Genomic DNA, 23905 nt, shown 5'->3' on the forward strand with positions numbered 1-23905 from the left:
CTCGTCCGCCTCATCCTCTAACTTAACGCGACCGCTGAATCCGGGGACGATTTTTTATATTGTTACTCGCTTTGACGGACGTATGGGTAGCGCGGCAGAGGGGAACGGCGAACCGACGGCTACCGGGAGAAGGGGGCGACGCTGCCGGGACGGGAAGCGTTCCCGACGTGACGGCTCCGGCCGACCCTGGCCCGGCGGGGGACTGCGGGGATGAGCGACGGCGTCGGGCGGGCGGTCGAGGTACTGCTCCTCGCACGGGAGTCCGACGACGGTGACGTCGGCGAGATGTTGCGCGAGGCGGTCGCGCCCCCCGCTCTGGCGGCGAAGACGGCCGGCGCAGTCCGGGACGGCGACCGGACCGGCGCCGGCGACGTGGCGCTGTCCCGCGAGGCCGACCTCGAGAACGCCCTCGATCGGGTCGAGGCGGAGTCGCCCGACGTCGTCCTGCTCGACCTGGACTGCTACGGACGGCGCGGGATGGACCTGCTCACGACACTTCTGGACGAATCGCGGGCGCCGCCGATCGTCGTCCTGACCGAACTGGACGACCGGGAACGCGGCATCGAGGCGGTCCGTCACGGTGCCGCCGAGTACCTCGTCACGGACGAGGCGACCCCGCAGTTGCTCGTCCGGTCGGTCTACCACGCCGTCGAACGGGCGCGCCACGAACGGCAGCGGGAGCGATACGAGACCCTCGTCAGGGAGTCGACGGATGCCATCGCCATCATGTCCCCCGACGGGACTGTCGAGTACATCACGCCCTCGGTTCGTCACGTCGTCGGCTACGAACCGGAGGATCTGGTCGGCGAGAACGGCTTCGAATACGTCCACCCGGCCGACCACGCGGCGGCCGCCGAAGAGTTCCAGGCGATGGTCGAGCACCCCGGCTACCGTGGGTCGGTGGAGTTCCGGTTCGAGCACAGCGACGGCCGCTGGATCACGCTGCACGCCCGCGGCCGGAACCTGCTCGACGACCCGGCCATCGAGGGGCTGGTCGTCTACACCCACGACATCACCGAGCGCCGCGAGTACGAGCGCCGTCTGGAGAGCCGCGAGGCGTGTCTCCGCCGGACGACGGAGATACTCGCCGACCGCGAGCGGAGCCTCGACGAACAGATCGACGCCGTCCTCGAGGTCGGGCGGGAGATGCTCGATGTCGAGTACGGCACGCTGTCGCGGCTGCGGGAGGACAACTACGTCTTCGAGACGGTGTCCGGCGTCGACGACGCCGTCCAGTCGGGTGACGTGGTCCCGCTGTCGGCGACGAACTGCGAGCGGACCGTCTCCCGGGAGGAACGACTCGTCCTCGAGGACATCGAACGGGAGGCGCCCGAACTCGCAGGCCGCGAGGGCAACCGCGAACTGGGGGTCAACTGCTATCTCGGCACGCCGATCACGGTCGACGGCGAAGTCGTCGGCACCTTCTGTTTCTACGGCACCGACGCTGGCGAGGGGTTCTCCGAGTGGCACGAGACGTACATCGACCTCGTCGGCGAGTGGATCGGCAGCGAACTCGAGAGCCGTCAGACCACCGAACGGCTCGCGGTCCTCAACCAGCTCAACGGCGTCGTCCACGACGTCACCGAGGCGGTCATCAGCCGCTCGACCAGGGCGGAGATAGAGCAGACGGCCTGCCGGCGTCTCGCGGAATCTGACTCCTACGAGTTCGCCTGGATCGGCGAGACCGACGCCCCGAGCAGGGAGGTCGTCGCCCGGACCGAGGCCGGCGTCGAGGGATTCCTCGAGGAGGTGACCATCTCGACGGACCCCGAGGAGGCCGAGGGCGTCGACCCGACGAGGCGCGCGCTGAAGACCGGCGAGATGCAGATGGTCCGCGACGTCCTCTCGGACCCGCGGCACGAGCCGTGGCGCGAGGCGGCCGAGACACACGGCTTCCGGTCGGTGGCCGCCATTCCGATCCGCCACGAGGAGACGGTCTACGGTGTTTTGAACGTCTACGCCGACCGTGCCGACGCCTTCGGCGACGCCGAGCGGACCGTCATCGAGCACCTCGGCGAGATAATCGGCCACGCCATCGCCGCCGCCCAGCGCAAGCAGGCGCTGGTGAGCGACGCCGTTGTCGAACTCGAACTCGAGGTGCCGGACGCCTTCGAGGGGGTCGAGGCCATCGCGGACATGGAGGCGACCATCCGCGTCGACCGGATGCTGTCGGTCTCCGAGACCGACTACCTCGTCTACGGAACGACCAGCGACGCCGGCATCGACCACCTCGAGGCGGCGGTGTCGGCGGTCGACGCCTGGGAGGAGCTGTCGGTCGTCGGCGAGACGGCCGACGGCGTCTCCTTCGAACTCCGGCTGTCGGAGCCGCCGGTGCTGTCGACCGTGGCCTCCCTCGGCGGCGCCATCGAGCGCTCCGTCGTCGAGAACGGCGACTACCGGCTCACCGCCCAGTTCCCGAGGGGGACCGACGTCCGACAGGTCGTCGACACCCTCGAGTCGGCGTTCTCCCGGGTGGACGTCGTCGCCCGCCGGCAGGTCACCCGCGCCGAGGGCGACGCCGACCGACTCGCCCGCGCCTGGCACGAGCGGCTGACCGACCGCCAGCGGACCGCCGTCGAGGCCGCTTACTACTCGGGCTTCTTCGAGTGGCCCCGCGAGACCTCCGGCGAGGCGGTCGCCGACTCGCTGGACATCACGCCGCCGACCTTCCACCAGCACCTCCGGACCGCCGAGGGGAAACTGCTGGCGACGCTGCTGGAGGGTGGCCGGGACGGCACCGGCGGATGAGGCGCCCCCGGCAGATTGATTCGGCTCCCGGCCCTACCGTCCCGCAACGCGAACGCCGATGTCCACCGACACTCCACGCGTCGTCTCGTTGCTCCCCTCGGCGACCGAGATCGTCTACGCCCTCGGCGTGACGCCCGTCGGGACCTCCCACGAGTGCGACCACCCGCCCGATGCGACCGACCGCCCCAGCGTCGTCGAGTCGAGGGTCGACGCCGACGCCGCCAGCGCCGACATCGACGCCCAGGTGCAGGCCGCCGAATCGGAGGGCGGCGTCTACGCCATCGACCGCGAGACGCTCGCGGCCCTCGACCCCGACCTCGTCATCTCGCAGGGCATCTGTGAGGTCTGCGCCGTCGACACCGTCCTCGTCGAGGAGGCGATCACCGACCTCGGCTTGGACTGCGAGCTCCTGACGACGGACCCCCACAGCGTCGCGGACGTCCTCGACGACGTGCGGGACATCGGCGCCGCCCTCAGGCGGGAGGCCCGCGCCGAGGAACTGGTCGCCGAGTTGCGGTCACGCGTCGAGGCCGTCGCCGACCGCGCCGCCGGAGCCGACGACACCCCCGAGGTGGCGGTGCTGGACTGGCTCGACCCCGTCATGGTCGCCGGCCACTGGGTGCCGGAACTGGTCGAGTTGGCGGGCGGTCGCTACGGCCTCGCCGACCCCGGCGACGCCTCGACGCCACGGGAGTGGCGCGAAATCGCCGACTACGACCCCGACGTCCTCGTCGCCGCGCCCTGCGGGTTCGACCTCGAACAGACCGCCGAGAACGCCGCCGACCTGACCGGCCGGGAGGGATGGACCGACCTCCGGGCGGTCCGCGAGGGCCGGGTCCACGCCGTCGACGGCCACCACCTCACGAACCGACCGGGGCCGCGGGTCGTCGACACGCTGGAGGTGCTGGCGGCCCTGTTGCACCCCGACCGCTTCGAGGCGCCCCAGGAGTGGCAGGCGAGGCCGTTCCCGTGACGCTCGAACTGCCCGTCCCCGTCCGCACCGACCTCGTCGAACACGCCCGCGAGGGCGCACCCGAGGAGGTCGTCGGCGTGCTGGCGGGCGAGCGGGGCGAGGACCGCTCGATGGTCGAACGGTCGTTCCGCGCCGAGAACGCCGCGGACGCGCCGACCACCCGCTACGAGATCGCGCCCGCCGAGGAACTCGAACTGCTGGAGCGAATCGACGGGACGGGGCTGGACGTCGTCGGCTTCTACCACTCCCACCCGCGCGGACCGCTCGAACCGAGCGAGGTGGACGCCCGACTGGCGGCCTGGCCCGGCTACTCGTATCTCGTCGTCTCGCTCGGCGGCGACGAACCGACGGTCGGAAGCTGGCGGTGGACCGGCGACGAGTTCCGCGAGGAGTCGGTCGAGGCTCCCTGAACCGACGGACGCAGTTCGGACGCGCTGGAACGGGCGACCGCCACCACCTCGAAAGCCCCGGTCCCTTTCACCCCGGCCGATACTGGCCGAAGGCCAGCCACGGGGGGACTTTCGAGCCGGTGCTACTGAAGGCTCGTGTTCTCCAGGCACCGGACTCGACGGGGAACGAAACGGCTATTCCGGTCGGGCCGCCAGGCCCACGCATGAGCATCCAGGTCGCGGTCAACGGCTACGGAACCATCGGGAAACGGGTCGCCGACGCCGTCACCGAACAGCCCGACATGGAACTGGTCGGCGTCGCCAAGACCAGCCCGAACCACGAGGCCGAACTCGCCGTCGAGAACGGCTACCCGCTGTACGCGGCCGTCGAGGAGCGCATCGAACTGTTCGAGGAGGCCGGCATCGACCTGGCCGGCCAGGTCGACGAACTGGTCGAGACCGCCGACGTCGTCGTCGACGCCTGCCCGTCCGGCATCGGCGCCGAGAACAAGGACCTGTACGAGGCCCACGACACGCCCGCGCTGTACCAGGGCGGCGAGGACGCCGACCTCGTGGACGTCTCCTTCAACGCCCGGGGCAACTACGAGGCGGCGACCGGTGCCGACCACGTCCGGGTCGTCTCCTGCAACACGACCGGCCTCTCGCGGCTTCTGGCGCCGCTGGAGGAGGAGTACGGCGTCGAGAAGGCCCGCGTGACGCTGGTGCGGCGCGGCGGCGACCCCGCCCAGAGCGGCCGCGGCCCCATCAACGACATCCTGCCGAACCCGGTGACGCTGCCCTCCCACCACGGTCCCGACGTCAACACCATCTTCCCCGAGCTGGACATCGACACGCTCGGGCTGAAGGTGCCGGCGACGCTGATGCACACCCACTCGGTCAACGTGACGCTGGCAGAGCAGCCGGACGCCGACGCCGTCGTCGACCTGCTCGACGAGCAGGACCGCACCTTCCTCGTCCCGCCGGAGTACGGCATCGACGGCGCGGGCAAACTCAAGGAGTTCGCCATGGACCGCGACCGGCCGCGGGCCGACATCTGGGAGAACTGCATCTGGGAGGAGTCGGTCACCGTCGAGGGCGACGACCTCTACCTGTTCCAGGCCATCCACCAGGAGTCCGACGTCGTCCCCGAGAACGTCGACGCCATCCGTGCAGTGCTGGGGACCGCCGACGCCGCCGAGTCCATCGCACGGACGAACGAGGCGATGGGCGTCGGGTTCTGAGGCGCAGGGCCGTCAGCCCCGCGCGGCGAGGGTGTCGAAGGCGGCCGGGTTCTCCCAGAGTTCGTGGAGCGTGCCGGCGGCCAGAAAACGGGTCGGCGCGGCGACCCACTCGGTGGTCGCCTGCGCGGCGGGCGCGGGGGCGTCGGTGTCGAACCACCACGCCACGTAGCGGCCGTCGTCGAGACGGGCGGTCGGGTACGCCTCCGTCTCGACGAGGAGGTCGATTCGGGTGTTCGACTCGACGGCGGGCCGTTCCTCGGCGGCGTCGAGGCTCACCTCGATGGGAACGCCCTCGTCGTTCGCGTCGGTCTGACGCCCGGGCGACATTGTCTGGTCCGGGGGTTGAGCGTCGATCTACTAAAACCCCCGTCGGTCGGGCGTCTGACGCTCGCCGTATCGAGACGTGCCTCTGGCCGAAAGCTTTTGCCACGGACTCTCCTACCCGGTCACATGCGCCGTGACGACCGCGACGACCCCTTCGACGACATCTTCAGCGAGATCGAACGCATGATGGAGGAGATGACGGGCGGCGTGAACGCGGCCGACGCCGGCTTCGGCGGTGACGCACACGTCTCTATCTACGAGTCCGACGAGCGGGTCCGCGTCGTCGCGGATATGCCCGGCGTCGCAAAGGACGACATCGACATCAAATGCGACGGGCGACACGTCACCGTCTCGGCGTCGACCGACGTGAGCGACTACGAGGAACGCATCGAACTGCCGGCCCGCGTCGACGAGCACTCGGCGTCGGCGACGTTCAACAACGGCGTCCTCGAAGTCGAGTTCGATCGCGCCGACAGCTCCGCGGACATCGACCTCTCGTAACCGACCCCGCCCTACTTCGCTCGGTCTTGCGACCTGGCTCGTTGAGGGAGGGGCTTTGATGTGGGACTCGCCGTCAGTTGTCGCCGGGGAGGAAGGTCATTCCTCGCCCGTACCGAACGACCGTCGGGGTCGGTGTCCCCACCATTCGGGGGCCGGGCTACTGCGGCCTGTGATACCGGCGACGTGTGCGACGGTATCACTGGTTGCTGGGATGGTAGCCCCTGAAAAAAGCGTATCGGATGGCGAGTCCATCAGCGACAATACCAGTGGTTGTTCCCTACTGTGTCGGCTTCCTCCCCGGCCTACTCGCGTCGCGCTTCCGACCAGTCGGAAGCCCCCGCTCCTTGAGGCCGGGGGCTCCGCCTCGAAACTGCTGATCCCGGTCCTGCTCGACTCAGACTCTGAGTTCCCGAAAACCGTTATGTAACACGGTCCTGAACGTCCAGCAACTATGTTAACCAGCCAGCTCGGGACCGACGAGGCCCTGGCTGATCGACCGGGAGTAGCCGAGGCTGGCAACGGTCACGTCCGGGTTCTTCACCTCGACGACGACGATTCGTTTCTCGAACTCTCGAAACGAGTGCTGGAGTCGAAACACGACGTGGAGGTCGTCCACGAGACGGACCCGGAGGCCGCTCTCGGACGGTTACCGGAGGTCGACTGCGTCGTCTCCGACTACGACATGCCGCCGATGAACGGTATCGAGTTCCTCGAGACGGTCCGCGAGGAGTATCCCGACCTCCCCTTCATCCTCTTTACCGGCAAGGGGAGCGAGGAGGTCGCGGGCGAGGCGATAAGCGCCGGCGTCACCGACTACCTCCAGAAGGGCCCGGACACCGAGCGGTTCACGGTCCTGGCCAACCGTATCACCAACGCCGTCGAACGGTACCGCGCCCACAAGCGGGCCGAGGCCACAAGCGAGCGGCTCCGGCGCATCTACGAGCGAATCGACGACGGGTTCGTGGCCCTCGACGAGGAGTGGCAGTTCACCTACGTCAACCAGCAGGGCGCCGAACTGCTCGACAGGCCACCGGCGGAACTACTCGATACCACCATCTGGGACGCCTTCCCGGGCACCATCGGGAGCCGCTTCGAGGAGGAGTACCGGCACGCCCTCGAACACCAGGAGACGGTCACCTTCGAGGAGTACTACGAGCCGATGGAGACGTGGTTCGAGGTCCGGGCGTTCCCCTCCGAGTCCGGCCTGTCGGTGTACTTCCGGGACGTGACCGAGCGCAAGGAGCGACAGCTCCGCCAGGAGGCCGTCTTCGACAACACCTACCAGTTCACGGGGCTGGTGGAGCCGGACGGGACGCTCGTCGAGGTCAACGAGACGGCCCTGGAGTTCGTCGGCGCCGACCGCGAGGAGGTGGTCGGCGAGCCGCTGTGGGAGACGCCGTGGTTCCAGACGGGCACGGAGGCCCGGCGCGCGGCGAGGGAAGCCGTCGAGACGGCCCGTGACGGCGAGTTCTACCGCGACGAGCTCCCGGTCCAGGGCGACGACCGGATCGCTGTCATCGACTTCTCGGTCAAGCCGGTCTTCGACGACCGTGGGGAGGTGACGCTTCTGATCCCCGAGGGCCGGGACATCACCGAACTCAAGGAACGCGAGCGGCAGCTCGAGCGGAAGAACGACCAGCTCGAGGAGTTCGCCTCGATCGTCTCCCACGACCTGAAGAACCCCCTGATGGTCGCAAGCGGGAACGTCGAACTGGCAGTCGAGACGGGCCAAGAGCGGTACCTCGAGGACGCCGAGGCCGCGCTGGACCGGATGGAGGAGATGATAGACGACCTGCTGGAGCTGGCAAAGCAGGGCACCGCCGTCGAGAACCCGGAGCCGGTTCCGATGTCGTCGGTGTACGCGACCGTCGAGGACGATACGGGGGTCGATGTCGAGGTGGACGCCCCGCCGGAGCTGGCGGTCGTGGCCGACCAAAAGCGGCTCTACTCGCTCGTCTGTAATCTGGTGAGCAACGCCGTGGAGCACGGCTCCACGAGCCCTCCCTCGGAGACTCTGGAGGACGCCGGAAGCGAAGGTGCTTCCGAGCCGTCGGTCGCTGACGCTCCCGACGACGCCGCAGAGCACGGCGACGACGTCACCGTCGAGGTGGGTATCGACGGCGACAGCCTCTACGTCGCCGACGACGGCGTGGGTATCCCGCCCGGGGACCGCGAGACGGTCTTCGAGCCGGGCACCTCCGGCGAGGACGACGGGACGGGGTTCGGGCTGGCCATCGTCGAGGCAATCGCCGACGCCCACGAGTGGGATGTCTCGGTCACCGAGAGCCGGTGGGGCGGCGCCCGCTTCGAGGTCAGCGGTCTCGACGTGCGGTCCGTCGAATGAGCGCCGCCAGCCGGTCGTCGATGTCGGCCTCGTACTTCGTCGCGTCGTCGACGGTCGGGCGGGCGTTCGTCTCGTTGACCACCGCCCGGTCGTCGGTCACCAGGAGGTCGACCCCGAGCCACGGGATCGCCAGCGCCGCCGCGGTCCGCTCGGCGAGGGCCCGCAGGTCGGCCGACAGATCGACGCCCTCGGCGACGGCGCCGCGGTGGACGTTGTGCTTCCAGCGGCCGGCCGCCCGCTCGTCGGCCGGCAGGCGGCGCCGGACGGCACCGACGTACTCGCCGCCGACGACCATCGCCCGGTAGTCGACGGCGTCCGGGAGGTACTCCTGGACGAGAAACGAGCGGTCGTCGGCGGCACGGTAGTCGTGGACCAGCGCGAGGTAGTCACAGATCCCGAGAAACGAGTCGAGATCGTGAGCCTTGGCGACGCCGACGCCGCGGGTCGTCGAGTTCGGCTTGACGACGACGGGCGGCTCGAACCGCTCGAAGACCGCACGCAGTTCGGGTTCGTCGACCGGGTTCGAGACGTGGACCGTCCGTGGTGTCGGGACGCCGGCGGCGTCCAGTCGGGCCAGCGTCTCGGCCTTGTTCCGCGACCGCAGGACGGCCTCGCGGTCGTTCACCCACGGGACGCCCAGCAGGGCGTCGGCGACGCCGCCCTCCATCAGCCGGGGCGGGTAGACGAAGCCGACGTCGAACGCCGCCCGCGTCTCGCCGATCGGCTGGGCGCGCTCTCGGGTCGGGAGGTGGACGGCCTCGATGCCGCGGTCGGCCAGCGGCTCCCGGATTCGAGCGAGCGTCTCGGCGTCCGTCGCCACCGCGAGCCGGAGCATACCCGACAGTGGGTTCGGACCGACTTGAATCCGGTGTCGGCGGTCGAAAGCGTCTTGACAGCGCCTCTCGCTATCCGATCCATGGAGGACCGTGTCGAGACGGCTGTCCGGGGGGCCTTCCCCGACCGCGACGTCGCCGAGGCGGTGGTCGTCGGTCCCTCCTGGAACGAGGCCAACGAGACCGTCCGGGTCGGCTTCGCCGACGGGACCGCCGCCTACCTCAAGTGCGCCCTCGACGGCGACGGCGACCGCCTCGACGCCGAGCGGGCGGCCATCGAGTACGTCCGCTCCGAGACCGAGGTGGCAGCCCCGGGGGTGCTCGTGGCCGGTCTCGATCGGGACCCTCCGTACCTCGGGACGGCGCCGCTGGCCGGCCGCTGTGGGTCCCGTGGGACGACGCGGACGTCGAGACCCGCGCGGCGCTGGTCCGCCGCGTCGGGCGAACGCTGGCGACGGTACACGCCGAGCGCTTCGAAACCCACGGCCGCATCGTCGGCGGCGCCGACGGACTCGAGTTGCGGAGGGGGACCTGGACCGACGTCCTCGGCGCCACCGTCGCGGAGATGCGTGAACTGGCGCCGTCGGACCGTTTCGCGGACCACTTCGAGCGAGTCCGGACGGCCATCGAGGCCGACCGCGAGCGACTGGACGGCGCGCCGGCGGCCCTGTTGCACGGCGACCCCGCCGCGCCCAACTGCATGGTGACCGACGACCGGGTGGGGTTCGTCGACTGGGAACGGGCCCACGTCGGCGACCCGGGGCGGGACCTCTACCGGGCCCGCGACCAGATCCTCGACCCGACCCGCGGCGAGGCCGACGACCGCCTCGTCGCCGCACTCCGGGCGGGCTACCGCGAGCGAGCAGGCGGGCTCCCGGAGGGATACGCCGAGCGGCGCCCGGTGTATCGCGCGGTCCGGTTCCTCGGCGTCTCGGGCTTCTTCGAACGGTACGCCGACACGCTGGAGGCACCGACCGACGCCGTCGCCGAGTGGGCCAGCGAGGAGTTCGAACGGCGGCTGGCGGCGTTGTGAGCCGACACCGAGTCAGTCGTCGTTCTCGACGCGAGCCTGCCGCTCGGCGGCGCGTTCGACGAACTCCTCGGGGAGTTCCTCTATCTCGCCGGCCTGGACGCCCCACAGGTGCGCGTAGAGACCGCCCGCTTCCAGAAGTTCGCCGTGACTGCCGCGCTCGACGACGCGGCCACCCTCCAGGACGAGGATCCGGTCGGCGTCCTTGATGGTCGACAGCCGGTGGGCGATGGCGAAGGTGGTGCGGTCTTCGGTCAGGTCGTCCAGCGAGCGCTGGATGAGCATCTCAGTCTCGGTGTCGACGTCGGAGGTGGCCTCGTCGAGGACGAGAATGGCGGGATCCTTCAGGACCGCGCGGGCGATTGAGATGCGCTGCCGCTGGCCGCCGGAGAGCTTGACGCCCCGCTCGCCGACCATCGTGTCGTAGCCGTCCGGCAGGTTGGTGATGAACTCGTGTGCCTCGGCGGCCTCGGCGGCGCGGCGAACCTCGTCGTCGTCGGCGTCGAAGCTCCCGTAGGCGATGTTCTCCCGGACGGTCCCGTAGAAGAGGAACGTGTCCTGGCCCACGTAGCCGATCTGCTGACGGATGCTCTCCAGCGTCACCTCGCGGACGTCCTGGCCGTCGATTCGGACGGCGCCGTCGTCGACGTCGTACAGCCGGAGCAACAGCTTCAGGACGGTGGACTTGCCGGCGCCCGTCGGGCCGACCAGCGCGAGCGTCTCGCCACCCTCGACGGTGAAGCTGACGTCCTCGACGATGGGCTCGTCGTCGTAGCCGAAGGTGACGTCGTCGTACTCGACGCGGCCCTCGCCGATTTCGAGGGGTTTGGCGTCGGCGTCGACGGCCAGTCGGTCGGGTTCGTCCATCAGGCCGAAGATGCGCTCGGCGGATGCGTAGGCGCGCTGGTACATGTTGATGATCTGCCCGAACTGGGCCATCGGCCAGATGAACCGCTGGGTCAGGAGGATGAACGTGGTGAACTCGCCGACGTACAGCGGCTCGGTCAGCGGGCCGGGGCCGCTGTTGGTCCGGATGGTGAACAGCACCCAGACGCCGCCGACGAGGAACGTCAGCACGAACCCGATACCGGCGATGACCCGCAGCCCCGGGAAGAACTTGATGCGGGTCTCGATGGCGTCCCAGTTGGCGTCGAAGTACTCGCCGGAGACGTCTTCGACCCGGTCGGATTCGTAGGGCTCGGTGTTCGCGGATTTGATGACCTGAATACCGCCGAGGTTGTTCTCCAGCCGGGAGTTGACCTGCCCGACCGTCGAGCGGACGTCGGCGTACTTCGGCTGGATGATCCGGATGAACTTGTAGGTGAAGAGTGCGATGAGCGGCACCGGAACCAGGGCGATGAGCGCCAGTTGCCAGTTGAGCCAAAAGAGGATGCCGGCGATGCCGAGGACCATCACCGAAAGCCGGAACGTCGAGTTCAGGCCGTCGTTGAGGAACCGTTCGAGGCGGTTGACGTCGTTCGAGAGGATGGACATCAGCTCGCCGGTCTGCTTGTCGGCGAAGAAGTCCATGTTCAGCCGCTGCATCGTGTCGTAGGTGTCGGTCCGAATGCTGTGCTGGATGTTCTGCGCGAAGGAGTTGAACCCCCAGTTGCGGACCCAGTGGAAGGCGGCCCCGAACAGGAACGCGCCGCCGATCAGGCCGACGGTCAAAAACAGCTGGCCGTCCTCGGTCGTCGGTGTCCAGGCAGCCGGCACGAGCCACAGGGCGAACGCCTTGTTGCCGCGAAAGATCGCGTCGATCGCCAGCCCCAACAGGACCGGGGGCAGGAGATCCAGCAGGCGCGCGAAGACGCTTGCGAGGATGCCGACCGCGAACTGGACGGCGTTGGGCCGACCGTACTCGGCGAAGAGCCGGCGCATCGGGTCCTCGGCGTTGGCCCGCTGCTCCTCGAAGGGGTCGTCGTCGTCGCCGTCCAGCCCGTACTCCGCCATCGTTCTATCTGTCCGTTCGGTCGGTATAACGCTTGGCAACTCGGGCAGTACCACCGGCACAGTCGAAGCCGGGACGGGCGCCCATTACAGTTCGAACTCGATGCGGTCGCCCGCCTCGATGCCGCGCTCGGTCGTCCAGCCGCGGTTCACCTCGAGGACGTACTTCGCCTTGCCGGTGTACGTCTGGTCGGCGCCGTTCTCGTTCGGCTCCGGTTCGGGCGCCTCGTGAATCGCCGTTATCGTCCCGTCGGCGCCGACGAAGAGGATGTCGAGGCCGAAGGACATGTTCCGCATCACGTAGGTCCGCTCGCCGACGCCGTCGTGGACGAACAGCATCCCGCGGTCGCCGGGCAGGGCGTCGGTCTCGCTCAGGCCGACGTACCGTTTCGGGAAGCTGTCGGCGACGGCGGCCTCGACGCGACCCAGTTCCTCGCCGGACTCGCCGTCGACGACGGTGACCGACGTGTGCTCGTAGTCGCCGGGGCTCCCCGGGTCGTAGCCGGCCAGGTACGGCGCCAGCGCGCCGCTTGCGAGACCGAGATACGCCAGGACGGCGATCCCGACCAGCGCCGCGAGGCCGTAGGCGAGCCACTGCCGCTTCATCGTCGGATGGAGGGGCGCGCGGGCGAAAAGCCTGCCGACACCCGCCCTTCGCCGACGCTCACTCCGGGCGGTCGAACTCGATGCGGTCGCCGGCTTCGACGCCGCGCTCGTCGGCCCAGCCGCGGTTCACCTCCAAGACGTACTGGCCCTGGCCGGCGTAGGTCTGTCCGGTGCCGTCCTCCCCGGCCTCCGGTTCCGGCGCGTGGTGGATGGACTCGATGGTACCGTTACCGTGGACGAAGAGGATATCGAGGCCGAAGGACATGTTCTTCATCCAGAAAGTGAGATCCTGTCCGGTGTCGTACAGGAAGAGCATCCCCCTGTCGTCGGGCATGCTGTCGGTCTCGCTCAGGCCCGTCGCGCGCAGGGTACCGTTGTCGGCGATGGCCGCCTCGACGCGGCCGAGTTCGTCGCCGGTCTCGGTGTCGACGACGGTGACGGTCGTCTGCTCGTAACTGGCGTGTATCCCCGTCGGCGTGGGGGTCGCCCCCGTCTCGGTGGTGGCGTCGGTGGCGGTCGGCGTGGGTTCGGCCGTCGGGGTCGCGTCGCCGCCGAGCGGACCGGTACAGCCGGCCGACAGCACCGCGACGGCGACGACCAGCGCCAGCGCGAACCCGTGCGTCCGTGGCGTCACTGTCGGTCCCTCGGGCCCTTTGGGCCTAAACCTTGCCGTCGCCCCGGAAAGTAAGCGTTAACCCCGAGGCCCGACTTCCTCCGGGCGCGGGGTCCGTGGTCTAGTGGCTATGACGCGGCCCTTACAAGGCCGAGATCGGTGGTTCGAACCCGCCCGGACCCACTGCAGTTCTCCGGCGTATCACGGCGAGCGACGCGAACGCCGTGAGCGTCGCGAGGTTACCGCGTCGGAGAACGGAAGTGTTCGGCGGGTTCGAGCCCTGCCAGTCACGCGAACGAGCGAAGCGAGGGAGCGTGTTTGGCTCCGGTTCGAACCCGCCCGGACCCATCTGCTGTCTCGCAGGGACTGCCGCCAACGTTTGGTCGGGACAGATCGGGAGGCTACCCGCGGATGAGGTTCCAGGTCGAGATGCCGCCGCCGACGAGGATACAGGTGATGCCGATGCCGGAGGCGGCGAGCCCGGCGAGGAACCCGGTAGGGAAGTCGAAGTCGTCGGTGTGGGAGGCGACGCCGACAGCGTAGTGGGTACCGTTTCGTTCGACGACCGGTTCCGGCGGGACGGGTTCGTCTTGGTAGGGGCGGTAGGCGTAGTCGTCCGGGTCCGTGGTCGCATTACGAATCTTCTGGAAGGTGCGTTGTTCGGCGTCGGTGAGGGCCGTGTACTCGACCACGAGCTGGTCGCGGACCGCAGCGGCGATCTCGGCGTCGCTCGCCCGGTCGGTGCGGACAGTGGTCGTCCCGTTATCGTCGCGGGTGATCCGGAACGTGTAGTAGGTGTCGAACTCGTGGGTGAGGAACGTCGCGTTCCGTGCGAGTGTGTACAGATCTGCGCTGACGGCGTCACTGTGGGTGGTGGCGCTGTCGTTCTCGATGGCCCGGTCCAGCACCGCTCGTGTCCGGTTCGGTATCTCGTAGTTGCCACGGACGTGGCGGGCCTGGATATCCTCGGGCTGTTCGGTGAGGCGGCCGGCGTACCGCTCGGCGAGAAGGGTGTCGTTGGTAGCGTTGATCGAGTCGGCCCGGTAGCCGGCGGCCGACCGGTGGCGGTCCTCACCGGCCAGCTGTTCGACGGCGACGGCGTACGCCGGACCGGGCACGAGGACGAGCCCGACGAGCATGATGGCGATGGCAGTGTTGGTGGAGGGCATCGCCGGCAGGTCGAACCCCTCTCGGTAAGTGTCTTATGGACGACAGGACCCGGTGAACGAGTCCACCGATGCACCATCGACAGGCTGTGGTCGGTACGGGGAGCAGTTGGATGCCTGGTCGAACGGAAGACCGCATGTACATGTAACACCCGTCGGTGGTGCCGGCGCCACCGGTTTCGGGCGCCCGAGGCGTGGGCAACTCGATCCGTTGACGCGGCGGTCAGTATTCGTCGAGGGTTCGGTTACCGGGGGCGCGGACGTCCGGCTTGCGGCCGGCGAGGACGTAGGGTCCGATCTGGCGGACGAACTCGGCGACGAGCACGAGGATGATCGGGCCGAGGAAGATGCCATAGACGCCGAACGCGATGGGACCGAGGATGTAGGCGAACATCAGCAGCCCGATGTGGGTGCGGTTGCCGCTGACGTACGGGCGGATGAGGAAGTCGGGGATGGTGTCGACCACGACGAACGCCAGGACGGTGAAGAGGGCGACCCAGACGAGCGCGCCCGGCTGGTTGGCGAGCAGGGCGCTGCCGGCCAGCAGGGCGGCGACGGGGAAGTAGACGATCTTCATGCCGACGACGGGGATGAGGCTGCCGGCGCCGGTCAGTGCTCCCACCAGCGGGGCGAAGGGAACCTCCACGACATCGGGGGCCAGCAGGTTGTAGCCGGTGAACGTGAAGATACCGATGACGCCGGTGACGATGGCGTTCAGGATGTTGCCGAACAGGATCGACGAGAGCTCCTCGTCGACGGCCACGAAGTACGACTCGACGATGCCGGTTGCGTCGTAGTTCTCGACGACGAGTCCGCGGAGCCGTGGGGCGTCGGTGAGGAGGTAGTAGGTGCCGGCCAGAAGCAGGAAGGCGTGCAGTGCGAGCGTCGCCAGCAGACTGACCGAATCGAGGACGGTGCTGGAGGCGCTCTCGATGTAGCCGCGGATGGCGGGGTCCTGCAGGAGCGCCAGGAGTTCCCCAGGGTCCATCGAGAGCAGCTCCGACGGCGTCAGGCCCGCTACCGGTCTCGGGAGTCCGCCACCGGTCCCGTCGGTCGATTGAAGGTCGGCGACGATGCCCGACACGGGGAATTCGCCGAGCAGTTCCTGCAACTCCGGGATCACCAGCACGAGCGTGTACAGCAAAAGCGCCAGGAACGGCAACAGGAACAGGATGATCGTCAATACGGCCGTCGTCTGCCGGTGGTAGGGGTTGTACCCTCGCAGCCGCTCCGGGATCGGGATCGACTCGAGCTTCCGGTAGATCGGGCGGCTCGCGTAGTACAGGAAGATCGTGAACACGAGCGTCGCCCGGAACCGGACGAGGACGAACACGATCGCCGCGAGTAACACCACCCCGAGGAGTGCCCACAGCAGCCGTCGGCGCAGGTCCGCGTAGTCCATCGCCCCGACCATGCTCGGCCCCGCACATAAGCGTTGGAGTACCGGTCGGGCCGACGGTAGCGGGGTCGGCGTTTCGGTTCGTCGCCGAATTCCCGCGAGCTGGACGAAACGCATATCCCCGACCGCCGCCGAGCCTACGCCATGTCAGGACGTGCCGGGTCGGACTGCCCCGAGTGTGGGGGACAACTCGAGACGGAGGACGGAATGGAGTACGAGTGCCGTGACTGCGGGCGCGTCTTCGACTCGGCGGACGTCTTCCTCCTCTGAGGCGACTCCCGGCGGCACACGAACGGGGCGGCTTCAGCGGTCGCTTCCCGACTCGACGGTCTGTCCCCAGAAGCCGCCGTGTTTGGTCACGGTCAGGTCGCCCAGTACCCGCGTCTGGCAGGCGAGCCGCAGGCCGTCGTCGGGGTCGTGGGGCGGCACCGACAGTCGCGCCCGCTCGCGGACCGTCGGCTCGCTCACGTCGCCCTCGATTTCGACTGCACACGTCCCACAGGAGCCGTGCCCGAAGCAGTTGACGGTGCCGGCGCGACCGTTGTGCGGTGACTCGCCCGCCGCGAGCAGGACGTCACGGAGTATCGCCCCTTCCTCGCAGTCGATCTCGGTCCCCTCGAACTCGACGGTCGGCATACGAGGTGGTTCGGACCGTGCCCCGTTAACCGTTGCCGCGGTCCCGTCACGACGCCGCCTTTCGAAACCCTTTTTGATAGCGTCGGCGTTCCCCAGCGTGCAGGCCGCCTTAGCTCAGACTGGGAGAGCACTCGACTGAAGATCGAGCTGTCCCCGGTTCAAATCCGGGAGGCGGCATCCGGATCCGACACGATTTCCATTCGAGATGGCCTTCGCAGTGTTCCGATTCGGAACTCACTCGTGTGAGGGCAACCGGTCACGGAGCAGCGGAGTCGAGTCCGACGGGGCGTCCCTGCTGCCACTCGACAGCGAGGACCGCGTCTCGAAGCGAGTCGAGTCTGCGCTCGACGACGTCCAGCGGATGTGAGTCGACGAACTGCGCTGGTTCGTGCGCGACGGGCGTCGTGCCGTCGTTGACTTGCAGGTGGACCGGCCCGAGGTCGTCGTGGGTATCGTCCCGATGCCAGCCGACCAGCAGACTTCGATCCGGTTCGATCCAGTTGAACCAGTAGTACTCGTACGAATCGCCGGTCTGCAGTTGAAACCCGATCTCGACTCGCGCGGTCGTTACCGGGTACTCGTCGTCGCCCAAGAACCGCCGCGGGTTCACGTGGGCGACGACCCGGTACGGGCCAGCTTCGCGGGGTTCGGCACGTCGCCGCCGAACGTTCTCGAACGTGCCGCCGAGTCGGGTCCGGATGCGGTCGTGGAGCCGCTTGCGCTGCAGGTTCGCCCGGTTAGCGAGAAAGACAACCATTAGACGAGTGTCGAAGACGAGTCCGTCCGCGGTGACGAGAGTTCGACGACGTCGTCGTACAGCTGGAGGGCGTGCTTCACGAGCCCGAGTTCCGTACCGATCGCTTCCCACGTTGCGATCACGTTGCGACGCTCACGGAGCTCCTCGGCCGAGAACTCCTCATCCGCAAGTTGTTCCCGGAACTCCTCTAGCGAACTGACCCCGTACTCCGCAGCCAACCCTTCCTGTTCCTCCTTCAGCTCCGTGAGCTGGCTCTCCAGTTCGTCACGCGAGTGAGCTTCGATCAGGTCGGTCACCTCGTCGAAGAGCATCCGCACGGGGTTCAGATCGTACGCCTTCGCCCCGTCGATGGTCGTTTCAGTGACCCAGTCGTCGCTCTGCAGTCGCCGGAGTTCGTCGTCGGCCGTCGCACGCGAGACGTCCGCCCGGTCCGCGATCTCCTGTACCGGCGTTGGCTCGTCCAGTAGCTCCACGACGTGCCGGACGCGCTCGCGCCCGCTCTTCGTCTCCATCCACGACCGCTCACCCGATTCGGTCATCCGTCCGGGGTCTTGGCCCCGGTAGATCAAATAATTTGGTATGGCTCGAATATCTAAACACCACCGGAGGCAATACCGTGACAGCGCCCGGTCGATTTCGACGTACGAGCGTCGTAGCGCGGAACGACGAACGGGGAGACGGCCGGCGAACCCCTGCCGCACTGGATTCACCACGAAACGCCCGAACTACCTGTATACGACACCGATCCCGCCCCGGTCCTTGTTCGGGGGCTTTACAGAATTGCAAGGCGAATGCCATGGGGCTTGACCCCGTGGATGAAGCCGACACGTAATGGCACAAGCCATTAAGTTGCAAGATGCTGAATGATGGAGTGTGACGGCACAACGTGCCTCCGGCTTCAAGTCCAAAAACACGGACGGTCGGACGCGCCGCCGTCGCCACCAAGCAGGTCTGGGAGAGGCCGAATCCACGCCTGCGGAGACTGCGCTCCCTGTGGATTCCGCCGTGGAATCTGCAAAGTGCGTCGTGGAAACAGGAAGCCTCGGGGTCGTTCGAGAGAGCGGAGCTCTCTCGTGATGACGAGAATCTTCGATTCTCGAACCACTTGACCCCGAGGCACTTCACTATCTCCTCGTGGTCGTACTCCCGTTTGATCTCGTCCCAGAATCTGGGAACGCCCATCCCCACGTCCCCGGTTTCTACGATGTCGTGGAACGCGATTATGCCGCCGTCGGTCACGTAGGGGGCGTACAGTTCGAAATCCTCCTTGACGGTCGTCCGTCCGAGACGGTCGGCAGTGAGACCGGCGGCGACGGCGCCGAGCCCGCCGACGGCGATGGTCCCGAACGTCACGAGCGCGGCGAAGGCCTCGCTCTCGCCGCCGCTGGCCTCGAAGCTCACCGAGAGGTAGACCGGAATCCAGGCCCACATCGCGTACAGTTCCCACATGTGGCCGAAGTAGCCGACGTTGGCCAGGAACGTCCCGCGGTCCTCCGCAATCCGTCGGATCGCCCCCGGGTCGAACGGCGCGGCCGGCGCCTGGTGGGGACCGGGCTCGACGAACAGGACGAGCACGCCGCCAACGACCGCGAGACCGGCGGCCCCGAGCAGAACCGGCGTAGGTCGTCCGACGCCGCCGACCGCCCGGAGGAGGTGCGGCATCGCCGAACCGACGGTCAGCGCCCCGACCAGCACCCCGATAGCGAACCCGCGCCCGCCACGGAACCAGCCGGCCATTATCTTCATCCCGGGCGGGTACACGCCGGCCAGCGCCACTCCGGTCAGAAACCGGAGGGCGACCGCCGGGAGGAACGAGTCGACGGCCGTCGCGATGACGGCCGTCGCGGCGGCACCGACGACCGCCGACACCGAGAACAGGTACCGCGGCCGGACGACGTCCGAGACGGTGAAAACCGCCGACAGCAGGGCACCGGCGACGAACCCGAGCTGGACGGCGTTCGTCAGCCACGCCGTCTCGGCGGCCGACAGCTGCCAGGCCACCGCGAGCTCCGGGCCGACCGCGGAAACGCTGAACCAGAGCGTCATCGCGAGCAACTCGGCGACCGTCAGCAGTCCGAGCACGCGGTACTTCCGGCGGCGCGAGGGCACGGCTCCGTCCGACATCTATCCGTCCCCTGGTTCGGGAGCCGATAAGACGGTTGCTCTGGTGGGCGCCGAACGCGCCCGTCCGCCCCACGTCTCCGCCGGGACGGCTGCCGGAGTCGCCGCTTCGGTCGACCTTTTGATCGCGTGGCGCGTAGGACGCCCGTGTCACGATTCGACGCGGTGTTCTTCGACCTCGACGGCACGCTGTGTCGCCGCGTGCAGGACGCCGGGCCGATGTACGAGGCGGCCTTCGCGGACGCCGGGGTCGCGCCGTTCGGCGAGCCCGCGGCGCTGTGGGACGCCCTGGACGGGCCACCGGACCCCGACGACCGGGTCGGCTACCTCGGAAGCGGCTTCGCCCGGCTCGCCGCCCAGAACGGCCGGCGCGACGTCGACCCGGTCGTCCTCGCCGAGCACCTGCTGGACCGCATCGACAACACGCAGGTCGAGTTGCGCCCCGGTGCGGAGGCGGCCCTCGAGAGCGCGGCCGCGACCGGCAGCACCGGCCTCCTGACCAACGGGCCGTCGGGCCGCCAGACGGTCAAGGTCGAGGCGCTCGGCCTCCGGGACCGGTTCGACGTGTGCGTCTACGCGGGCGACCTGCCGCGGCGCAAGCCGCACGCCGCCCCATTCGAGCGCGCGCTGTCGGCGGCCGGCGTGTCCGCCGACCGGGCCCTCTACGTCGGTGACTCGCTGCCGTACGATGTCGCCGGCGCCCACAACGCGGGGCTGGAGGTCGCCTGGCTCCGGCCGGCGCCCGACGAGGACGCCGGCGAGTACCGCCCGGAGTACGTCCTCGACTCGCTTTCGGACCTCGTCGGGGTCGTCGAGCGACCGCGATGAGCGACGACGCAGTCGACGCCTTCGAGCGCCCGGCCCACGCCACGGCCGCCCGCCAGGCCCTCGCGGCCGCCCGTCCGGACGGCACCGTGGTCGACTCGACCGTACTCGGCCGGGGGAACCGAAAGCGGACCGTCGTCGTCCGGTTCCGGAAGCGCCCGCCCGTCGTCGTCCAGTCGTCCGGCGCCAGCGCGGCGCTCCGGTCGGAGGCCGCGCTTCTGGAGGCGATTCGTGACCGGACCGCGGTGCCGGTCCCGCCGGTGCTGGCCGTCGCCGCCGTCGACGGCGTGGTCTCCCTCGTCACGCCGCGACTCGACGGGGCGGACTTCCACGAGCGGTTCGTCGCCCTTGACCCGGCGGTCCGGCGCCGGGTGGCCCGCTCGCTCGGCCGATACCTCGCGGCGCTGCACGAGGCCTTCTCGTTCGACGGCTACGGCCGCCTGACGGCCGATTCGGACTCCCTCTCCGTGGACGGCGAGGCGTCGTGGCCCGAGTGGCTCGCCGCCTACGGGCGGGCGGCCGTCGACCGCCTGCCCGCTGTCTTCGATTCGGTCCGGCCCGGACTCGAATCGCTCCTGTCGGAGCGGCCCCCGAGGACCGAACCGACGGCACGGCTGTTCCCGTGGGACTTCCGGCCGGGGAACGCGCTCGTCGCGGACGGGGAGGTGACGGCACTGCTCGACTGGGAGGCGCCGCTGGCCGCCGGGCCGGCGCTGTCGGTTGCGAAAGCCGAGTACCTGGTCGCCGACTGGTACGTCGACGATCCCGCCCCGCTACGGTCGGCCTTCGTCGACGGGTACGGGGCGGTCCGGGCGTACCCGGAGCCAGCGCCGGTCCACCGGGCCGTCGCCATCGCGGACAGCGCCGTCGACTCGACGGGCGAGGTCACCAGGCCCGGCTATCCGGAGTGCGGCGTCGAGGAAGCCACGGCGTTTCACCGCCGGGCGCTGGCGGCGTTGCTGTGAGGGTGGGGGCCTCAGCGGTTTCGAGGCGGAGCCTCCGGTCTCAAGAAGCGAGGACTTCCGACGCCAGTCGGAAGGACGACGCGAGTAGGCCGGGGAGGAAGCCGACACGCTGGGAAGCAGGTGCCGTTGTTGCTGCTGTTCGACTCGCCACCCGATACACTTTTTCCGGGGGCAACCATACCAGTGCCTAGTGATACCGCTGCGCACACGTCGCCGGTATCACGGGCCGCAGTAGCCCGGCCCCCGAATGGTGGGGATGTTGACCCCGACGGTCGTTCGGTACGGGTGAGGAACGACCTTCCTCCCCGGCGACAATTGACGGCGAGTCCCACATCAAAGCCCCTCCCTCAACGAGCGAGGTCGCAAGACCGAGCGAAGTAGGGAGGGGTCGGTTACACGGTCTGTTTCGCCGCGACCGTCGAGGTGGTGAGGTCGTCGAGCAACCGCTCGGCGATGGTGGCGATGCCGTTGGCGTACTCGGGTGCGGTCGTAAACTCCGACAGCGCCGTCTCGACGGCTGCCGGGTCCGTGGCGGTCCGGAAGCCGTCGGCCGGTGCCACCCGCCGCGCGATGCCGTCCTGCTCGTTGGTCGCGGGGTAGACCACGCAGGGGGTCTCGGCGACGGCGGCCTCCATCACCGTCGAGTAGCCCGAACAGACGACGGCCTCGGCCCGGCGCAACACGGGCAACAGCGAGGGGACCGGCCCCCAGTCGTGGTCGCCGATCAGCGTGACCCGGTGGCCGGCCGCCCGGAGGCGGTCGGCCAGCGCGTCGAAGTCCGTCGAGTACGTCGACGGGACGAGGACGACCCCCGGGTCGTCGGGTCCGCCGTCGGGTGCGCCCTCCGGTGGCGGGAGCGCGACCGGTGGCACCCTGGAGACGCCCGGCGGGTCCCCGTCGGCCGGCGGCCACACCGACGGGTAGAAGAACCGCTCGGCGGCCAGTCGCTGGCTCGCGTTGATGCCCATCGTGGACGCGCGGATGATGGGGTCCCGGTAGAGGGCCGCGGCGTTGTGCGAGAGGACGTACAGCGGCATGTCGGTCGCGGCGGCCGCCGCGACGGTGAACATGTCGTCGGTGACGACCGCGTCGGGGTCCTGGCCGCGGAGCCACGAGGCGATGCCGCGGACGCGGCCGACGCTGTCCGGGAGGCTTCCGGTCAGGACGCGTGCGAGGCCGCTGACCGGGTTCCCGGCGTCCTGGTAGTCGCCGATGTAGTCCACCTGCGGCGGTTCGTACGCGCTGTACCCGTTGGGTTCGTAGAGTCGTCGCCCCGGCCCCCCACCCGCCAGAGCCACCTCTGCGCCGCGTCGCTGGAGTCCCCGCGCGACCGCCATCATCCGCGTGGCGTGGCCCGCCCCCTCCGGGTAGTGCGTGACGGCGACGTGGATGGTCACGGAACGAACTGTTCTGTCGAGGCAAAGTAGTTTCCCCTTTCGAACGGTCGCGTGGGCAGGAACCTCGGGGGATTAAGTTCCGACGTGCCCGACGGGGGATATGGGCCGTGTTTCGGGTGTGGTGACCGACGTCGTCAGGAACCTCCGTGGTGCCGGCTTCGGGGCCGTCCGGGAGTTCTGCTGGCGATCCTATCTCCGCTACGCCCGACGCCTCTCGCCGGACCCGGTCTTCGAGGCCGACTGGGACCTGCTCGTCGTCCTCGACGCCTGCCGGGCCGACCTGTGGGCCGAGGTGGTTGCCCCCGACGGGATCCTGCCGGTCGGGACGACCCGCATCTCGCCGGGCGGGACCTCGACCGAGTGGCTCGATGCCGTCTTCGGCGGGCAGCCGAGCGAGGCGCTGTCGTCGGTCGGCTACGTGACCGCCAACCCCTACAGCACCGACCACGTCGACGGCGAGGCGCTGGGCTACCTCCGGGAGGTCTGGCGGGACGCCTGGGACGACGATCTCGGGACCGTCCCCCCGCGGGCGGTGACCGACGCGGCGATACGCGCCGGCCGCGAGCAGGACCTCGACCGCCTCGTCGTCCACTACATGCAGCCGCACTTCCCTTCCATCGCCGACGACCGCGACGACGGCATCGAACTCGACGCCTTCGGCGACCGGCCGCTGTCGGTGTGGGAGGACCTCCGGTTCGGCCGCCGCTCGCGGGCCGACGTCTGGGAGGCGTACCGGGCGAACCTCCGGGCGGTGCTGGACGACGTCGAACTCCTCCTGAACAACGTCGACGCCGAACGGGCGGTCATCACCGCTGACCACGGCAACGCCTTCGGCGAGCGCGGGGTTTACGGCCACGCCGCCGGTCTCGCGCTCCGGCCGCTCCGGGAGGTGCCGTGGGCCGTCACCGCCGCGACCGACGGCGGAGGCTACGAGCCGCCGCCGGGCGCCGAGCGGACCGAGCGGTCGGCGACGACCGCCGAGGTGACCGCCCGCCTCGAACGCCTCGGCTACCGCTGACCGGGACCGCACCCCGCGGAGCGCCCCGACGCAGGGCACGGACCTGCGACGGCGAACGCGAAAACGTAA

General features: G+C 69.2%; 22 protein-coding genes, 2 tRNA genes and 1 pseudogene. 13 read left to right on the forward strand and 12 right to left on the reverse strand.

What is annotated here, in order from left to right; genetic code table 11:
* The first annotated feature begins 210 nt into the window (after positions 1 to 210).
* From NLF94_RS01510 to NLF94_RS01525, 4 genes are all read left to right on the forward strand, one after another.
* Complete coding sequence (locus tag NLF94_RS01510) at positions 211 to 2748, forward strand: bacterio-opsin activator domain-containing protein (protein ID WP_254839690.1); 2538 nt, start codon at positions 211 to 213, stop codon at positions 2746 to 2748.
* Positions 2749 to 2806: 58 nt separating this feature from the next.
* Entirely contained in the window at positions 2807 to 3721 is a 915-nt protein-coding gene (locus NLF94_RS01515) for a cobalamin-binding protein (RefSeq protein ID WP_254839691.1), read from the forward strand.
* Positions 3697 to 4131, forward strand: a complete 435-nt coding sequence (locus NLF94_RS01520; RefSeq protein ID WP_254839692.1) for a desampylase — start codon at positions 3697 to 3699, stop codon at positions 4129 to 4131. Before NLF94_RS01515 ends, NLF94_RS01520 begins: the two co-directional genes overlap by 25 nt.
* Before the next feature lie 203 nt (positions 4132 to 4334).
* Positions 4335 to 5351: a type II glyceraldehyde-3-phosphate dehydrogenase gene (locus tag NLF94_RS01525; RefSeq protein ID WP_254839693.1), complete on the forward strand. Its 1017-nt coding sequence runs from the start codon at positions 4335 to 4337 to the stop codon at positions 5349 to 5351.
* Between the two features lie 12 nt (positions 5352 to 5363).
* Here NLF94_RS01525 and NLF94_RS01530 read toward each other — a convergent pair whose 3' ends face one another.
* A complete protein-coding gene (locus tag NLF94_RS01530) occupies positions 5364 to 5678 on the reverse strand; it encodes a hypothetical protein (RefSeq protein ID WP_254839694.1) in 315 nt (104 codons plus the stop codon).
* Positions 5679 to 5801: 123 nt separating this feature from the next.
* Between NLF94_RS01530 and NLF94_RS01535 the strand changes: the two genes are divergently transcribed.
* Both NLF94_RS01535 and NLF94_RS01540 read left to right on the forward strand, forming a co-directional pair.
* Complete coding sequence (locus NLF94_RS01535) at positions 5802 to 6176, forward strand: Hsp20/alpha crystallin family protein (RefSeq protein ID WP_254839695.1); 375 nt, start codon at positions 5802 to 5804, stop codon at positions 6174 to 6176.
* Between the two features lie 451 nt (positions 6177 to 6627).
* Complete coding sequence (locus NLF94_RS01540; RefSeq protein WP_254839696.1) at positions 6628 to 8520, forward strand: hybrid sensor histidine kinase/response regulator; 1893 nt, start codon at positions 6628 to 6630, stop codon at positions 8518 to 8520.
* Here the strand turns inward: NLF94_RS01540 and NLF94_RS01545 are convergent.
* Entirely contained in the window at positions 8489 to 9355 is an 867-nt protein-coding gene (locus NLF94_RS01545; protein ID WP_254839697.1) for an ATP-grasp domain-containing protein, read from the reverse strand. The genes NLF94_RS01540 and NLF94_RS01545 overlap by 32 nt on opposite strands.
* 224 nt (positions 9356 to 9579) lie before the next feature.
* On the opposite strand from NLF94_RS01545, the gene NLF94_RS01550 reads away from it, so the two are divergent.
* Entirely contained in the window at positions 9580 to 10386 is an 807-nt protein-coding gene (locus NLF94_RS01550; protein ID WP_254839698.1) for a phosphotransferase family protein, read from the forward strand.
* A gap of 12 nt (positions 10387 to 10398) precedes the next feature.
* On the opposite strand, the gene NLF94_RS01555 is transcribed toward NLF94_RS01550, so the two are convergent.
* The 3 genes from NLF94_RS01555 to NLF94_RS01565 form a co-directional block, all read right to left on the reverse strand.
* Positions 10399 to 12336: an ABC transporter ATP-binding protein gene (locus tag NLF94_RS01555; protein ID WP_254839699.1), complete on the reverse strand. Its 1938-nt coding sequence runs from the start codon at positions 12334 to 12336 to the stop codon at positions 10399 to 10401.
* A gap of 84 nt (positions 12337 to 12420) precedes the next feature.
* Positions 12421 to 12939 (reverse strand): DUF192 domain-containing protein, encoded by a 519-nt coding sequence (locus NLF94_RS01560; protein ID WP_254839700.1) that lies wholly within the window; start codon positions 12937 to 12939, stop codon positions 12421 to 12423.
* A 58-nt stretch (positions 12940 to 12997) separates the two neighbouring features.
* Positions 12998 to 13573, reverse strand: a complete 576-nt coding sequence (locus NLF94_RS01565) for a DUF192 domain-containing protein (RefSeq protein ID WP_254839701.1) — start codon at positions 13571 to 13573, stop codon at positions 12998 to 13000.
* Between the two features lie 89 nt (positions 13574 to 13662).
* On the opposite strand from NLF94_RS01565, the gene NLF94_RS01570 reads away from it, so the two are divergent.
* Positions 13663 to 13735: transfer RNA gene (locus NLF94_RS01570), tRNA-Val, on the forward strand.
* Between the two features lie 218 nt (positions 13736 to 13953).
* Here NLF94_RS01570 and NLF94_RS01575 read toward each other — a convergent pair.
* The gene (locus NLF94_RS01575; RefSeq protein WP_254839702.1) at positions 13954 to 14721 is read right to left on the reverse strand and encodes a hypothetical protein; all 768 of its coding nucleotides are present in this window, start codon (positions 14719 to 14721) and stop codon (positions 13954 to 13956) included.
* Positions 14722 to 14941: 220 nt separating this feature from the next.
* A complete protein-coding gene (locus NLF94_RS01580) occupies positions 14942 to 16120 on the reverse strand; it encodes an AI-2E family transporter (RefSeq protein ID WP_254839703.1) in 1179 nt (392 codons plus the stop codon).
* A 141-nt stretch (positions 16121 to 16261) separates the two neighbouring features.
* Between NLF94_RS01580 and NLF94_RS20760 the strand changes: the two genes are divergently transcribed.
* Positions 16262 to 16387, forward strand: a complete 126-nt coding sequence (locus NLF94_RS20760) for a hypothetical protein (protein WP_256558685.1) — start codon at positions 16262 to 16264, stop codon at positions 16385 to 16387.
* 33 nt (positions 16388 to 16420) lie between these two features.
* Here the strand turns inward: NLF94_RS20760 and NLF94_RS01585 are convergent, their stop codons facing one another.
* The gene (locus NLF94_RS01585) at positions 16421 to 16753 is read right to left on the reverse strand and encodes a 2Fe-2S iron-sulfur cluster-binding protein (RefSeq protein ID WP_254839704.1); all 333 of its coding nucleotides are present in this window, start codon (positions 16751 to 16753) and stop codon (positions 16421 to 16423) included.
* A gap of 103 nt (positions 16754 to 16856) precedes the next feature.
* Here NLF94_RS01585 and NLF94_RS01590 point away from each other — a divergent pair.
* A tRNA-Phe gene (locus NLF94_RS01590) sits at positions 16857 to 16930 on the forward strand.
* A gap of 79 nt (positions 16931 to 17009) precedes the next feature.
* Here NLF94_RS01590 and NLF94_RS01595 read toward each other — a convergent pair.
* The 3 genes and pseudogenes from NLF94_RS01595 to NLF94_RS20875 all read right to left on the reverse strand — a co-directional run.
* Positions 17010 to 17510 (reverse strand): hypothetical protein, encoded by a 501-nt coding sequence (locus tag NLF94_RS01595; protein WP_254839705.1) that lies wholly within the window; start codon positions 17508 to 17510, stop codon positions 17010 to 17012.
* Complete coding sequence (locus tag NLF94_RS01600) at positions 17510 to 18049, reverse strand: winged helix-turn-helix domain-containing protein (RefSeq protein ID WP_254839706.1); 540 nt, start codon at positions 18047 to 18049, stop codon at positions 17510 to 17512. The genes NLF94_RS01595 and NLF94_RS01600 overlap by 1 nt, the downstream gene beginning before the upstream one ends.
* Positions 18050 to 18779: 730 nt before the next feature.
* Positions 18780 to 19634 (reverse strand): annotated as a pseudogene (locus tag NLF94_RS20875) (MFS transporter); the annotation flags it as partial.
* 144 nt (positions 19635 to 19778) lie between these two features.
* Between NLF94_RS20875 and NLF94_RS01610 the strand changes: the two are divergent.
* Complete coding sequence (locus tag NLF94_RS01610; RefSeq protein ID WP_254839708.1) at positions 19779 to 20459, forward strand: HAD family hydrolase; 681 nt, start codon at positions 19779 to 19781, stop codon at positions 20457 to 20459.
* The gene (locus tag NLF94_RS01615; protein ID WP_254839709.1) at positions 20456 to 21421 is read left to right on the forward strand and encodes a phosphotransferase family protein; all 966 of its coding nucleotides are present in this window, start codon (positions 20456 to 20458) and stop codon (positions 21419 to 21421) included. Before NLF94_RS01610 ends, NLF94_RS01615 begins: the two co-directional genes overlap by 4 nt.
* Before the next feature lie 392 nt (positions 21422 to 21813).
* Here NLF94_RS01615 and NLF94_RS01620 read toward each other — a convergent pair whose 3' ends face one another.
* Positions 21814 to 22818 (reverse strand): glycosyltransferase, encoded by a 1005-nt coding sequence (locus NLF94_RS01620; RefSeq protein ID WP_254839710.1) that lies wholly within the window; start codon positions 22816 to 22818, stop codon positions 21814 to 21816.
* Between the two features lie 100 nt (positions 22819 to 22918).
* On the opposite strand from NLF94_RS01620, the gene NLF94_RS01625 reads away from it, so the two are divergent.
* Positions 22919 to 23836, forward strand: a complete 918-nt coding sequence (locus tag NLF94_RS01625; RefSeq protein WP_254839711.1) for an alkaline phosphatase family protein — start codon at positions 22919 to 22921, stop codon at positions 23834 to 23836.
* Positions 23837 to 23905: the final 69 nt, after the last annotated feature.

Origin of the sequence: Natronomonas marina, from assembly GCF_024298905.1 — an archaeon.
Taxonomy (GTDB): domain Archaea; phylum Halobacteriota; class Halobacteria; order Halobacteriales; family Haloarculaceae; genus Natronomonas; species Natronomonas marina.

Bases quoted from the DNA above. Each gene is read 5' to 3' on its own strand.
- NLF94_RS01510 (WP_254839690.1), top strand. From the start codon at position 211: ATGAGCGACGGCGTCGGGCGGGCGGTCGAGGTACTGCTCCTCGCACGG.
- NLF94_RS01515 (WP_254839691.1), top strand. From the start codon at position 2,807: ATGTCCACCGACACTCCACGCGTCGTCTCGTTGCTCCCCTCGGCGACC.
- NLF94_RS01525 (WP_254839693.1), top strand. From the start codon at position 4,335: ATGAGCATCCAGGTCGCGGTCAACGGCTACGGAACCATCGGGAAACGG.
- NLF94_RS01530 (WP_254839694.1), bottom strand. From the start codon at position 5,678: ATGTCGCCCGGGCGTCAGACCGACGCGAACGACGAGGGCGTTCCCATC.
- NLF94_RS01535 (WP_254839695.1), top strand. From the start codon at position 5,802: ATGCGCCGTGACGACCGCGACGACCCCTTCGACGACATCTTCAGCGAG.
- NLF94_RS01540 (WP_254839696.1), top strand. From the start codon at position 6,628: ATGTTAACCAGCCAGCTCGGGACCGACGAGGCCCTGGCTGATCGACCG.
- NLF94_RS01545 (WP_254839697.1), bottom strand. From the start codon at position 9,355: ATGCTCCGGCTCGCGGTGGCGACGGACGCCGAGACGCTCGCTCGAATC.
- NLF94_RS01555 (WP_254839699.1), bottom strand. From the start codon at position 12,336: ATGGCGGAGTACGGGCTGGACGGCGACGACGACGACCCCTTCGAGGAG.
- NLF94_RS01560 (WP_254839700.1), bottom strand. From the start codon at position 12,939: ATGAAGCGGCAGTGGCTCGCCTACGGCCTCGCGGCGCTGGTCGGGATC.
- NLF94_RS01575 (WP_254839702.1), bottom strand. From the start codon at position 14,721: ATGCCCTCCACCAACACTGCCATCGCCATCATGCTCGTCGGGCTCGTC.
- NLF94_RS01580 (WP_254839703.1), bottom strand. From the start codon at position 16,120: ATGGACTACGCGGACCTGCGCCGACGGCTGCTGTGGGCACTCCTCGGG.
- NLF94_RS20760 (WP_256558685.1), top strand. From the start codon at position 16,262: ATGTCAGGACGTGCCGGGTCGGACTGCCCCGAGTGTGGGGGACAACTC.
- NLF94_RS01585 (WP_254839704.1), bottom strand. From the start codon at position 16,753: ATGCCGACCGTCGAGTTCGAGGGGACCGAGATCGACTGCGAGGAAGGG.
- NLF94_RS01595 (WP_254839705.1), bottom strand. From the start codon at position 17,510: ATGGTTGTCTTTCTCGCTAACCGGGCGAACCTGCAGCGCAAGCGGCTC.
- NLF94_RS01600 (WP_254839706.1), bottom strand. From the start codon at position 18,049: ATGACCGAATCGGGTGAGCGGTCGTGGATGGAGACGAAGAGCGGGCGC.
- NLF94_RS01615 (WP_254839709.1), top strand. From the start codon at position 20,456: ATGAGCGACGACGCAGTCGACGCCTTCGAGCGCCCGGCCCACGCCACG.
- NLF94_RS01625 (WP_254839711.1), top strand. From the start codon at position 22,919: ATGGGCCGTGTTTCGGGTGTGGTGACCGACGTCGTCAGGAACCTCCGT.